Source organism: Enterobacter sp. SM3 (assembly GCF_009811935.2).
GTDB classification, from domain to species: Bacteria; Pseudomonadota; Gammaproteobacteria; order Enterobacterales; family Enterobacteriaceae; genus Enterobacter; species Enterobacter asburiae_D.
On sequence record NZ_CP099971.1, the window covers coordinates 2,748,014 to 2,761,616 of the forward strand.

The window sequence follows — 13,603 nt, forward strand, 5'->3', positions numbered from 1 at the left end:
ACCTTATCTCACCCCTGTAAAACCTGACAGCTATTTTCGACAATAGCGTCACTAATCAGGAGGTGGATGATGCGTGATTTACATAAAGGCGTCTGGCAAATGAGCCTGGCGATGTTAATTTCCGGCTCTATCGGTGCGTTTGTTTTACTCAGCGGTCTGCCGGTAACGGAAGTGGTGTTCTGGCGCTGTCTTATCGGGGCAATGGCGCTTTTAATTCTTATCCGGATAAGTCAGAAGCCCTTTAGTCCCCTCACCCGCACCACGCTGCTGCTGGCCATTCTCGGCGGCGTGGCATTAGTGGTGAACTGGCTGCTGCTCTTCGCAGCCTATGAGCGGATCTCTATTGGGCTTTCGACCGTGGTCTATAACACCCAGCCGTTTATGCTGGTCTTAATGGGGATGTTTTTAGGCGAGCGCGTCAGCCTTGTGAAATGGGGCTGGCTGTTCCTTGCCTTTGGCGGTGTTGTAATACTGCTCTCCAGCGAGCTGACAGGCGCCCACGGCACTGAATGGCAGGCAGGAATCGGTCTGGCCATGGCCGCGGCCTTCTTCTACGCGCTGACGGCAATTATTGCGCGCAAACTGAAAACAATCGCACCGCAGCATATTGCCTTTATCCAGGTGCTGACGGGCGTCGTGATGCTTTTACCGTTTGCCAGCATGCCGTCATTTTCCGGTGATTTCCCCTGGCCGATCCTGCTGACGCTGGGCATCGTCCATACCGGCATTATGTACCAGCTGCTCTACAGCGCAATTCAGAAGCTGCCGACGCCTATAACCGGCTCCCTGTCGTTTATCTATCCGGTGGTGGCGATCGTTGTCGATAATCTGGTGTTTGGACACTCGTTGAACCTGACGCAGCTCGCGGGCGGCGCGCTGATCCTGTTTGCTGCAGCGGGCAACAATCTGGGCTGGGGCGAAAAAAAACCCCGCGAGTGCGGGGTGAGTGTCAAAACGGTGAATTAGCGGCGAGCGCGCACAATCTGGTATTTGCGCGTCAGGTACTCTACCGGCGCGCTCCAGATATGCACCAGACGAGAGAACGGGAACAGCACAAACAGCGTCATCCCCAGCACCAGGTGAACGCGGAAGATAAACGCCACGCCGTCCAGGTGCGCGGAGGCTCCGCCGTGGAAGGTCACCACGGACTGCGCCCAGCCGACCAGCTTCATCATTTCGCTGCCGTCCATATGCTGCGCCGAGAAAGGAATGGTCAGCAGGCCCAGCGCGCACTGCACCATCAGCAGGGAGAGGATCAGGATGTCCGCTGCTGTTGTCGTTGCACGCACGCGCGGGCTGAACAGTCGACGCTTCAGCAGCAGCAGGCCACCGACCAGGGTCATCACGCCGCAGGCACCGCCGGCGATCATCGCCATCTTCTGCTTCACCTCAATCGGTAGCCACGCTTCATACATCCAGTGCGGCGTCAGCATCCCGAGGAAGTGACCGGCAAAAATCCCCAGAATACCGATGTGGAACAGGTTAGAGCCCACATGCATCCCTTTACGATCCAGCATCTGGCTGGAGGCGGCACGCCAGGTGTACTGGCCGTAGTCGTAACGCAGCCAGCTTCCCACCAGGAACACGGTGCCCGCGATATACGGGTAAATGTCAAAGAAGAACATATTCAGGAAGTGCATTAGTGCCGTCCTCCGTTAGAGATATTCAAATATTGCGGGGCAACCGCGCCGGCAAAACGACGCTGGTGAGCGGAGATTTCAGACTCGCCGCAGTTCTGGTCAGCAAAGAATTTCACCTGCTCTTCTTCCCAGACCGCGTCCAGCGCTTGTGGCGTATCATCGCGGGCTTCATCCGCAATTTTCTCCGCCACTTTTTCGCTGTCGACCGCGGCGTTGGCCAGCTTCACCAGCAGATCGAACAGCACCGCATAGCGGCTCTCCCGCTGCTGAAGACGCGCGCCGAGCAGCGCCAGGATCGGCGCGATGTCCTGCAGACCGCCCAGCGCCTCTTCTTTCGGCAGCTGCGCCAGGTACTCCAGATACAGCGGCAGATGATCCGGCAGCTCGCGGCTGTCGAGCCGCAGGCCGTGCTGTTCGTACTGGGCCATCAGGTCCACCATCGCCTGACCGCGATCGCGGGACTCTCCGTGCACGTGTTCAAACAGCAGCAGCGACGTAGCGCGCCCGCGGTCAAACAGCTGGCTGTAGTCCGCCTGGACATCGAGCAGATCGCGCGCCAGCAGATCGCGGAGGAAGACGCCCAGCTTCTGGGCATCGTCTTTATCCAGGTTTTCAGATGACGCGAGTGCATCAAAGAGTTCCTGCTGATGCTGCGCAAGCGCAGCATCCGGGTACTCGAGCAGACGCGAAACAATGACGAGTTCAATCATTGGTGCGGCTCCGTTTTGCTGGTCACATCCATGGCATCGATGCGGCGGCTGTTGAACAGATTGAATTTGCTGTCTGACCCGTGGCAACCGTCGCCAAAGGTAAAACCACAGCCATTTTTTTCCGGGAAGGCTTCGCGGGCCAGTTCACGGTGGCTGCTCGGCACCACGAAACGGTCTTCGTAGTTGGCAATCGCCAGATAGCGGTACATTTCCTGCGCCTGGGCTTCGGTCAGACCGACCTCTTCCAGCGCGCGGGTATCGGTAACACCGTCTACGGTTTCCGCACGTTTGAAGTGACGCATCGCCAGCATACGCTTCAGCGCCAGCAGCACCGGCTGGGTGTCCCCTGCGGTCAGCAGGTTAGCCAGGTACTGAACCGGGATTCGCAGGCTTTCCACGTCCGGCAGAATGCCGTTGCTGCCCAGCTCACCCGCATCCGCGGCAGACTGAATCGGCGACAGCGGCGGCACGTACCAGACCATCGGCAGCGTGCGATATTCCGGATGCAGCGGCAGGGCCAGCTTCCAGTCCATCGCCATTTTGTACACCGGAGACTGCTGCGCCGCGTCGATGACGCTCTGCGGCACGCCGTCCTTCAGCGCCTGCTCAATCACCTTCGGATCGTTCGGATCGAGGAAGACGTCCAGCTGACGCTGATACAGATCTTTCTCGTGCTCGGTGCTCGCGGCATTTTCAATCGCGTCCGCGTCGTACAGCAGCACGCCGAGATAGCGAATACGGCCTACGCAGCTTTCTGAGCAGACGGTCGGCATCCCGGCTTCAATACGCGGGTAGCAGAAGATGCACTTCTCAGACTTGCCACTCTTCCAGTTGAAGTAGATTTTTTTGTACGGGCAGCCGGTAATACACATGCGCCAGCCGCGGCACTTGTCCTGGTCGATCAGCACGATGCCGTCTTCTTCACGCTTGTAGATAGCGCCGCTTGGGCAGGTCGCCACGCACGCCGGGTTGAGGCAGTGCTCGCACAGGCGCGGCAGATACATCATGAAGGTGTTTTCGAACTGGCCGTACATCGCCTTCTGCATGTTCTCGAAGTTCTGGTCTTTGGCGCGTTTCTCGAACTCGCCGCCCAGAATCTCTTCCCAGTTTGGACCGCTGGTTATTTTGTCCATGCGCTGACCGGTGATCAGCGAGCGAGGACGGGCGATCGGCTGGTGTTTGCTTTCCGGCGCGTTGTGCAGGTTCTGGTAGTCGTAGTCAAACGGCTCGTAGTAATCGTCGATGCCCGGCAGATGCGGGTTAGCGAAGATTTTACCCAGCAGCATCGCGCGGTTCCCCATGCGCGGCTGCAGCTTGCCGTTGATTTTACGGATCCAGCCGCCCTTCCACTTCTCCTGGTTTTCCCAGTCGGTCGGGAAGCCGGTGCCCGGCTTGCTTTCCACGTTGTTGAACCAGGCGTACTCCATACCTTCACGGCTGGTCCAGACGTTTTTACAGGTGACCGAGCAGGTATGACAGCCGATGCATTTATCCAGATTCAGCACCATGCCGACTTGTGAACGAATTTTCATTTTACGCTCTCCTGTACCTGGTCATTACCTTCGCCGTCTAACCAGTTAATGTTCTTCATCTTACGTACCACCACGAACTCATCGCGGTTCGATCCTACGGTGCCGTAGTAGTTAAAGCCGTAGGCCAGCTGCGCATAGCCACCGATCATGTGGGTCGGCTTCGGCGTAATGCGGGTCACGGAGTTGTGGATCCCGCCGCGCTGTTCGGTAATTTCTGACCCCGGCAGGTTAACGATACGTTCCTGCGCGTGATACATCATGGTCATCCCGGCCGGTACGCGCTGGCTCACCACCGCACGCGCCGTCAGGGCACCGTTGCTGTTGAACACTTCGATCCAGTCGTTATCTTCAATACCCAGATCTTTGGCGTCCGCTTCGCTCATCCAGACAATCGGACCGCCGCGCGACAGGGTCAGCATCAGCAGGTTGTCGCTGTAGGTGGAGTGAATACCCCACTTCTGGTGCGGCGTCAGGAAGTTCAGCGCCTTCTCAGGGTTACCGTTCGATTTCGCCCCCATCACGGACTTCACGGAGCGGGTGTCGATTGGCGGACGGTAGACCAGCAGGCTTTCACCGAAGTCGCGCATCCACTGGTGATCCTGATACAGCGACTGACGACCGGACAGGGTGCGCCATGGGATCAGCTCGTGAACGTTGGTGTAGCCCGCGTTATAAGACACGTGCTCATCTTCCAGGCCTGACCAGGTCGGGCTGGAGATAATCTTGCGCGGCTGCGCCTGAATATCGCGGAAGCGGATTTTCTCTTCCTCTTTATTCGTCGCCAAGTGCGTGTGGTCACGGCCGGTAAACTCGCTCAGTGCTGCCCAGGCTTTCACGGCAACGTGGCCGTTGGTTTCTGGGGCCAGGGTCAGGATCATCTCTGCCGCATCAATCGCCGTGTTCAGCATTGGCTGGCCTTTCGCCGGACCGTCCGCTTTGGTGTAGTTGAGCTTGCGCAGCAGATCCATTTCGCTCTGGGTATTCCAGGCGATCCCTTTCCCGCCGTTACCGATTTTCTCCATCAGCGGGCCGATAGAGGTAAAGCGCTCGTAGGTTGCCGGGTAGTCGCGTTCAACCGGAATAATGTGCGGCGCGGTCACGCCCGGGATCAGGTCGCATTCGCCTTTTTTCCAGTCCTTCACGTCCAGCGGCTGCGCCAGTTCGGCGGCAGAGTCGTGCTGGATTGGCAGCGTCACCACGTCGGTCTCTTTACCCAGGTGACCTACGCAGACTTCGGAGAATTTCTTCGCGATGTCTTTGTAGATATCCCAGTCGCTTTTCGATTCCCACGCCGGGTCAACGGCCGCAGACAGCGGATGAATAAACGGATGCATATCCGAGGTATTCATGTCGTCTTTTTCGTACCAGGTCGCGGTTGGCAGCACGATGTCGGAGTACAGGCAGGTGCTGGACAGACGGAAGTCGAGCGTCACCACCAGATCCAGCTTCCCGTCGAGACCGTTGTCTTTCCACTCTACTTCTTCCGGCTTCACGCCGCCCTGCTTGCCGAGATCTTTCCCCTGGATACCGTTTTCGGTACCGAGCAGGTATTTCAGCATGTACTCGTGGCCTTTACCGGACGAGCCCAGCAGGTTGGAGCGCCAGATGAACAGGTTACGCGGGTGGTTTTTACCGTTCTCCGGCTGTTCTGCCGCGAAGCGGATTGAGCCATCCTTCAGGGATTTCACGGTGTAATCCACCGGTGACATACCCGCTTTCTTCGCCGCTTCCGCAATGCGCAGCGGGTTGGTGCCCAGCTGCGGCGCAGACGGCAGCCAGCCCATGCGTTCAGCACGCACGTTGAAGTCAATCAGGTGGCCGCTGTAGCGTGATTTATCCGCCATCGGCGACAGCAGCTCCTGCGCGGTGACCGTTTCGTAGCGCCACTGGCTGGAGTGGTTATAGAAGTAGGAGGTACTGTTCATGTGACGTGCCGGACGCTGCCAGTCGAGGGCAAACGCCAGCGGCTGCCAGCCGGTCTGCGGACGCAGTTTTTCCTGGCCCACGTAGTGCGCCCAGCCGCCGCCGCTCTGACCGACACAGCCGCAGAAGATCAGCATGTTGATCAGACCGCGATAGTTCATATCGAGGTGATACCAGTGGTTCAGACCCGCACCGACGATGATCATCGAACGGCCGTGCGTTTTGTCCGCGTTTTCTGCGAACTCACGTGCGATACGGGTAATGTGCGCGCGAGGAACGCCAGTGATCTGCTCCGCCCAGGCCGGGGTGTAGGCTTTCACGTCGTCATAGCCGGTTGCGCAGTTTTCATCGCCCAGACCGCGCTCCAGACCATAGTTCGCCATGGTCAGGTCATAAACGGTGGTGACCAGTGCGGTAGAGCCATCGGCCAGCTGCAGGCGTTTAACCGGCAGTTTGTGCATCAGAACGTTTTTCAGTTCAACCTTGTTGAAATGCTCTGAACCTTCACCGCCGAAGTATGGGAACCCGACTTCAGCGATCTCGTCCTGGCTGCCCAGCATGCTCAGGCGCAGCTCCGTCTCTTCGCCGGTGGTGCCGTTGCGTTGCTCAAGGTTCCACTTGCCCTTCTCGCCCCAGCGGAAGCCGATAGAGCCGTTTGGCGCCACCAGCTCGCCATTGCTGTTATACGCAACGGTTTTCCACTCAGGGTTGTTTTCCTGACCCAGCGAATCCACCAGATCGGCGGCGCGCAGCGTACGGCCAGCGGCATAGTAGCCCTCACGCTCTTCCAGCATGACCAGCATCGGCATGTCGGTGTAGCGACGAACGTAGTCGGTGAAGTACTGGCTTGGCTTATCAAGATGGAATTCACGCAGCATGACGTGGCCCATCGCCATCGCCATCGCGGCATCGGTACCCTGTTTCGGCGCCAGCCACAGATCGCAAAGCTTGGCGATTTCCGCGTAGTCGGGGGTCACCGCTACGGTTTTGGTGCCTTTGTAACGGACTTCGGTAAAGAAGTGTGCGTCCGGCGTACGCGTCTGAGGAACGTTAGAGCCCCAGGCGATGATGTAGCTGGAGTTGTACCAGTCCGCGGATTCCGGCACGTCGGTCTGCTCGCCCCAGGTCTGCGGAGACGCAGGCGGCAGGTCGCAGTACCAGTCGTAGAAGCTCAGGCAGGTACCGCCGATCAGCGACAGATAGCGCGCCCCGGAGGCGTAAGAGACCATCGACATCGCCGGGATTGGCGAGAAGCCCGCCACGCGGTCAGGACCGTAGGTTTTGACGGTGTAGACGTTGGAGGCGGCAATCAGCTCGTTCACTTCTTTCCATGAAGAGCGAACGAAACCACCGCGACCGCGAGCCTGCTTGAAGCTTTTTGCTTTGTCCGCGTCTTCGATGATGGATGCCCAGGCATCCACCGGATCGCTGTGCTGCACTTTCGCTTCACGCCACATCTTCATCAGGCGCTTGCGCATCAGCGGGTATTTCAGACGGTTAGCGCTGTAGAGATACCAGGAGTAGCTGGCGCCACGCGGGCAGCCGCGCGGTTCGTGGTTTGGCATATCCGGGCGGGTGCGCGGATAGTCGGTCTGCTGCATTTCCCAGGTCACCAGACCGTTTTTTACGAATATCTTCCAGCTGCATGAGCCAGTACAGTTCACGCCGTGGGTCGAACGGACGACTTTGTCATGTTGCCAGCGCTGACGGTAACCGTCTTCCCAGTCCCGGTTGGTATCCAGAACCTGGCCGTGCCCATCGGCAAAAGTTTCACCCTTCTGTTTGAAGTAGCGAAACCGGTCCAAAAATTTGCTCATCGGGTATCTCCTGTGTGGAGCCTGTGGCTCTCTAAATCGACATTGCTGATTTGCAGCGAAGGTAACGCCCTGAAAGAGGGGGAGAATTGATAACGATCAAGACGAGGAGGGACTTTCAGGCGAGGGGTTATACCGAATACCACCAAAGCGGTATCTTATAAAAATCCATATGTATATGAAATATATGGGAATTTTTTATTTTATCGTACAAAAAGCAGGTCAAAATTTAACATCTCAGGTATTAAGGGGTAGACCCACCTGCAAAGCGATGGCGTTCACAGTGTCACCGCAGGCGTCTGCCGTAAAAGCCGTAAGTATGTTGTAACTATTATTCAGGCTAAAAAAAACGCGGCCCGAAGGCCGCGTAAACGGATAATCACACTTACTTATTTTTCTTAGTATTTCGGCCATATACCAGCCACGTAATCACTACGCAGGCGATATAGAAGACGAGGAAGACTTTCATGGCACCGGCCGGTGAGCCGGTCAGGTCCAGAGAGATACCGAACGCTTTCGGGATAAAGAAGCCGCCAATCGCCCCGATGGCAGAGATAAAGCCCAGCGCAGCGGCCGTATCCGTCGCCGCTTCGCGCATCGCCTGCTCTTCGCTCCCGCCCTGCGCCTTCACGCGATCCATGGTCAGCTTACGGAAGATCACGGAGATCATCTGGAAGGTAGACGCACTCCCCAGCCCGGCCGTCAGGAACAGCACCATAAACACGCCGAAGAAGGCGATGAAGTTACCGCCCTGTCCGTCGACGGGCAGCGTGAGGAACAGCAGCGCGCAGAAGATTGCCATCACGACGAAGTTAACCAGCGTCACGCGGGTGCCGCCGAGACGGTCAGACACCATGCCGCCCAGCGAACGCGCCAGGGCGCCAATAAACGGCCCGAAGAAGGCAAAATGCAGGATCTGAATCTCCGGGAACTGCGTTTTCGACAGCATTGCGAAGCCCGCAGAGAAGCCGATAAACGAGCCGAAAGTGGCCAGATACAGCAGCGCCATCACCCAGAGGTGTCCACGCTTCAGCACCGGCAGCTGTTCGCTCAGCGACGCCTTCGACGCGGACAGGTCATTCATAAAGAACCAGGCTGCGAGGGTGAAGACCACCAGGAAAGGTACCCAGATCCAGGCTGCGTTTTGCAGATAGAGGGAAGAACCATCCGCCTGCTCAACGCCACCGCCGCCAAAGGCTGCAAAAATGGAGACCGAGATCGCCAGCGGGGCAATCAGCTGCATCACGCTCACGCCCATGTTACCCAGACCGCCGTTAATGCCCAGCGCGCCGCCCTGCTTCGCTTTCGGGAAGAAGAAGCTGATGTTCGCCATGCTGGAGGCGAAGTTCGCGCCCGCAAAACCGCACAGCAGGGAGATAATCACGAACACGCTGAACGGCGTAGAGGTATCCTGCACCGCGAAGCCGAGCCACACGCAAGGGACGATCATGATGCCCGTGCTGAACGCCGTCCAGCGACGACCGCCAAACACCGGCACCATAAACGCGTAAGGCACACGCAGTAGCGCGCCTGACAGCGACGGCAGCGCGGTCAGCATGAACAGCTGATCGGTCGTAAACGTAAACCCAACTTTTGGCAGATTGACCGCCACCGCGCTAAACAACATCCATACGCAAAATGCTAATAACAAACACGGCACGGAAATCCATAGATTCCGGCTTGCTACACGATGGCCGCGCTGTTGCCAGAACGCCGGATCCTCTGGACGCCAGTCTGTAATAACGGCACCATTTTCCCTTTCGGGAGCGGATGAGTGACTCATAGACACCTCTGATTCTCGAATGATGCTGCAAACATTAGGGTTTTAGGGCGGCGGTAAGTTGATATAAATCAAAGGAAAAGTGGGGGGATTTGCGGCGCAAAATAAGGCCTCACCCTTAGTGAGTAGGCTAATTCGGTAAAAAAGACGTGGTTTTTCACGGCACTGACGGTTCCTGGCTACCCCCACCTCCTTCCCTCTACTCCGTTGGCAATTTAGGGGTAATCCTTTATTGGTATGGGTATACTCCAGGGTATGCACCAGAATAGCGCCATTCCTGCAAGCAGGCCACGTCAGGAGCACGCCACCTCTATGTTAAAAAGATGTTTATCTCCGCTGACACTCGTGAATCAGCTCGCTCTGATTGTTTTGCTGTCCACCGCCATTGGCGTGACCGGCATGGCGATCTCCGGCTGGCTGGTGCAGGGCGTACAGGGTAATGCGCATGCCATCAACGAGGCAGGCTCGCTACGCATGCAGAGTTATCGCCTGCTGGCATCGGTTCCCCTGACGCAGGACGATCGGCCCCTGATTGATGAAATGGAGCGCACGGTCTTCAGCCCCGAACTGGAAAACGCGGCCATCCGCGCCGGTCAGCAGTCCCAGCTTAATGCCCTTCAGGGCTACTGGCACGCCCAGCTAGAGCCCGGGTTGAAACAGGCGCGCAGCACAGAAACCGTTGCGCAGGACGTGGCGGGATTCGTCTCGCGCATTGATGCGCTGGTCTCCTCTTTTGACCAAACCACCGAACTCCGCATCGATCGGGTGGTGATGGTGCACCGCGCGATGGCGCTGTTTATGGCTCTGCTGCTGATTTTCACCATCGTCTGGCTCCGCGCGCGGCTGCTGAACCCGTGGAAACAGCTGCTTGCAATGGCCCGCGCGGTCACCGCACGCGATTTTACCCAGCGCACGCACATCAGCGGGCGCAACGAGATGGCCATGCTCGGCCAGGCGCTCAACACCATGTCGGCAGAGCTCTCCGAGAGCTACGCGGTGCTGGAGCAGCGCGTTCAGGAAAAAACGGCCGGGCTGGAGCAGAAAAACGAGATCCTCTCCTTCCTGTGGCAGGCCAACCGTCGTCTGCACATGCAGGTGCCGCTATGCGAACGCCTCTCGCCGGTGCTGAACGGCCTGCAAAATCTGACCCTGCTGCACGATCTTGAGCTGCGCGTCTACGACGTGGAAGACGAAGATAACCATCAGGAATTTACCTGTCAGTCGGATATGTCCTGCGATGACAAAGGCTGCCATCTTTGCCCTCGCGGCCTGCCGCCGCTGACGTCCGGCGGCACCACCCTGAAGTGGCGCCTGACCGACAGCCACACCCAGTACGGTATTCTGCTGGCAACGCTGCCTGCCGGGCGTCACCTGAGCCACGACCAGCAGCAGCTGGTTGATACGCTGGTCGAACAGCTCACGGCCACGCTGGCGCTCGACAGGCATCAGGAAAAGCAGCAGCAGCTGATCGTCATGGAAGAGCGCGCGACTATTGCCCGCGAGCTTCACGACTCCATCGCCCAGTCGCTCTCCTGTATGAAAATGCAGGTGAGCTGCCTGCAGATGCAGGATGCGGAGATGCCAGAAAGCAACAAGCAGCTGCTCAGCCAGATCCGCAACGAGCTGAACACCTCCTGGATACAGCTTCGCGAGCTGCTGACCACCTTCCGCCTGCAGCTGACCGAGCCGGGCCTGCGCCCGGCGCTGGAGGCCAGCTGTCAAGAATTTAGCGCCCGGCTGGGGTTCCCGGTGAAGCTGGACTACCAGCTACCGCCGCGGTTTGTCCCCTCCCACCAGGCCATACATTTACTGCAGATTGCCCGTGAAGCGCTGAGCAACGTGCTCAAGCATTCCGGCGCGACGGCGGTAACGGTCACCGTTAGCCAGCACGGCAATCAGGTGAAGCTCACGGTTCACGACAACGGCCGCGGCGTGCCGGAAAATGCCGAACGCACTAACCACTATGGTTTAATTATTATGCGAGACCGCGCCCAAAGCCTGCGCGGTGATTGCCAGGTTCGCCGGAGAGAGACGGGCGGCACGGAAGTTGTCGTCACCTTTATTCCCGAGAAACCGCTTACAACTGCTCAAGGAGAAACCCATGACTAATCAGGAACCGGCATCCATCCTGTTGATCGACGACCATCCGATGCTGCGTACTGGCGTAAAACAGCTGGTCAGCATGGCACCCGATATCACCGTGGTTGGCGAAGCCAGCAACGGTGAACAGGGCATTGAGCTTGCCGAATCTCTCGATCCCGATCTGATCCTGCTCGATCTGAATATGCCCGGCATGAACGGGCTGGAAACCCTCGACAAGCTGCGGGAAAAATCGCTTTCCGGGCGCATCGTCGTCTTTAGCGTATCAAACCATGAAGAGGATGTGGTCACGGCGCTGAAGCGCGGGGCGGATGGTTATCTGCTGAAGGATATGGAGCCGGAAGACTTGCTTAAGGCGCTGCAGCAGGCAGCGGCGGGCGAGATGGTGCTCAGCGAAGCCTTAACGCCGGTGCTGGCCGCCAGCCTGCGCGCCAATCGCGCCACCTCTGACCGTGACGTGAGTCAGTTAACCCCGCGCGAGCGCGATATTCTCAAACTCATTGCTCAGGGGCTGCCGAACAAAATGATTGCCCGCCGCCTGGACATCACCGAAAGCACGGTCAAAGTGCACGTGAAGCATATGCTGAAGAAAATGAAGCTCAAATCCCGCGTTGAAGCCGCGGTGTGGGTGCACCAAGAACGTATTTTTTAGGGATTACTCCTCCGGCAGAAGCTTCCAGCGCGGATCGTTATCCGGCAATGCGACCAGCGGCTGCACGACGGTCAGCGCGATCTCATTGGACGAGACGCGCTGGCCTTTCTCATCTTCCACCATCGCCGACAGGTGCCAGCGGTTTGTCGCCCCTTCGCGGTCATCCCAGGCAGGCATAATCACGCTCCAGCCGTCGCTGCTGTTGCTTTTAGTCGGCGACGTCAGGCTCAGCGCCTGCGTATCCCCCTGCCAGTGGATCTGACGAATACCGTTCGCGCTGCGAACCTGCAGCTTCAGCATAACGGTCTCGCCCCCTTTCAAATCCCACGGCGGCGTTGCCAGCCACACGGACAGCGTTTTACGCTGGCGGAACTCCATCACCGGCAGGCTATTGCGCTCCGGCGAGTCATAGCGGCTTCCGCGCAGGGAACGCGTGGCGGCAACTTCACCGGCGGAAAGCTGCTTAACCAGCGGCACGCCAAAGCGATAGTTGAGCTTCAATCCGAGGTTATTCTGGCTCGCGCCACTTTCGCCCTGCTTATGCGCGGCGGTCAAGGTGACCAGCGGAACGGGGGTATAGTTAAGCCCCAGATTCACCGCTACCGGGTTGTGATAACCCGTTCCGCTGTTGAAGAGGTCGACGTTATCGCCAAAGTATTGCTCGAAGCTTACGCTGGTATTGAGATGATGGAACCACGGCAGCCAGGCTTTAGCGGTGACGTCATATCCGCGCGCCATGCGCTGCTCCTGGACGTCGGAGCGGTCGCGCCAGCCGGCAAAGGGCTGATAATAGTTAGCTGACAGGCGCAGATTTTCCCCCCACGCTTCCGCACCCAGTCCGGCACGCTGCAGGTTTTCATCCAGGAGGTTATCGTAAAAGGTGTTGTAACCCAGCAGCCATTTTCCGGCGACCCAGCGCTGACCGATTCCAGCGTTACTCACCAGCCCATCCGTCTGCTGGGTCAGGCCAAGCTGGCTCCAGCTCAGATAACGGTTGTTATCGTTCCAGGGAATAAACCAGCTCCCGCTGCTGCCGTTAAATTTGCCATCGTTATCTACCAGCAAGTTCACGCTGGCGTTCCCCCAGGGCGAAAGCCAGGATTCAATCTGCTGGTTCACTTCGCCGCTCACCGCGTCGCGCACCTGACCAAACGCAAACTGACGCGCCTGCTCGCCCGTTGTAAGGCCGTTATCGGTCATGCTGGCTTCACCGAAGGCTTTCGCCATTTCGGCCAGATGCTTCTCCCCCTCGCCCGTTGGTACCGCCATGCCGAGGTCAGGCAAACTATCCCCATTGTTATCGAAGGGATGTTGTGCCTGCTGGATAAAGGAATTCGGCGCACCGTGAACGGCTCCTGCCGTAAGAAGGGGGAGTAATAACAGCAAACGAATGCGGGACGATACAGCCATCAACGTCGTAAATAAGAACCTGTGTTTATGAATAAACTCTTA

At 58.1% G+C, this 13,603-nt stretch carries 9 protein-coding genes; 3 read left to right on the plus strand and 6 right to left on the minus strand.

Translation table 11 applies throughout. From position 1 onward, the window contains the following. The first annotated feature begins 69 nt into the window (after window positions 1-69). Window positions 70-966, plus strand: coding sequence for a DMT family transporter (locus GVO84_RS12970; RefSeq protein ID WP_159515644.1), 897 nt, complete (start codon window positions 70-72; stop codon window positions 964-966). Here the strand turns inward: GVO84_RS12970 and narI are convergent. The 5 genes from narI to GVO84_RS12995 form a co-directional block, all read right to left on the minus strand. After that, on the minus strand, window positions 963-1,640 hold the full coding sequence (narI, locus tag GVO84_RS12975) for a respiratory nitrate reductase subunit gamma (RefSeq protein ID WP_023312107.1): 678 nt from the start codon (window positions 1,638-1,640) through the stop codon (window positions 963-965). The two genes, GVO84_RS12970 and narI, sit on opposite strands and share 4 nt — an antisense overlap. Continuing rightward, window positions 1,640-2,350, minus strand: a complete 711-nt coding sequence (gene narJ, locus GVO84_RS12980) for a nitrate reductase molybdenum cofactor assembly chaperone (protein ID WP_159514366.1) — start codon at window positions 2,348-2,350, stop codon at window positions 1,640-1,642. The genes narI and narJ overlap by 1 nt, the downstream gene beginning before the upstream one ends. Next, entirely contained in the window at window positions 2,347-3,882 is a 1,536-nt protein-coding gene (gene narH / locus GVO84_RS12985) for a nitrate reductase subunit beta (protein WP_023312109.1), read from the minus strand. Before narH ends, narJ begins: the two co-directional genes overlap by 4 nt. Further along, window positions 3,879-7,622 (minus strand): nitrate reductase subunit alpha, encoded by a 3,744-nt coding sequence (locus tag GVO84_RS12990; protein WP_159514367.1) that lies wholly within the window; start codon window positions 7,620-7,622, stop codon window positions 3,879-3,881. Before GVO84_RS12990 ends, narH begins: the two co-directional genes overlap by 4 nt. A gap of 382 nt (window positions 7,623-8,004) precedes the next feature. Beyond that, window positions 8,005-9,402 carry a NarK family nitrate/nitrite MFS transporter gene (locus GVO84_RS12995; RefSeq protein WP_032656681.1) on the minus strand — a complete coding sequence of 466 codons (1,398 nt, stop codon included), beginning with the start codon at window positions 9,400-9,402 and terminating at the stop codon, window positions 8,005-8,007. Between the two features lie 309 nt (window positions 9,403-9,711). Here GVO84_RS12995 and narX point away from each other — a divergent pair, with 309 nt between their 5' ends. Both narX and narL read left to right on the plus strand, forming a co-directional pair. Continuing rightward, window positions 9,712-11,508, plus strand: coding sequence for a nitrate/nitrite two-component system sensor histidine kinase NarX (gene narX, locus GVO84_RS13000; protein WP_159514368.1), 1,797 nt, complete (start codon window positions 9,712-9,714; stop codon window positions 11,506-11,508). Continuing rightward, window positions 11,501-12,151: a two-component system response regulator NarL gene (narL, locus tag GVO84_RS13005; RefSeq protein ID WP_008499531.1), complete on the plus strand. Its 651-nt coding sequence runs from the start codon at window positions 11,501-11,503 to the stop codon at window positions 12,149-12,151. Before narX ends, narL begins: the two co-directional genes overlap by 8 nt. A 3-nt stretch (window positions 12,152-12,154) precedes the next feature. Here the strand turns inward: narL and GVO84_RS13010 are convergent, their stop codons facing one another. Continuing rightward, a complete protein-coding gene (locus GVO84_RS13010) occupies window positions 12,155-13,561 on the minus strand; it encodes a YchO/YchP family invasin (protein WP_159514369.1) in 1,407 nt (468 codons plus the stop codon). Window positions 13,562-13,603 lie beyond the last annotated feature (42 nt).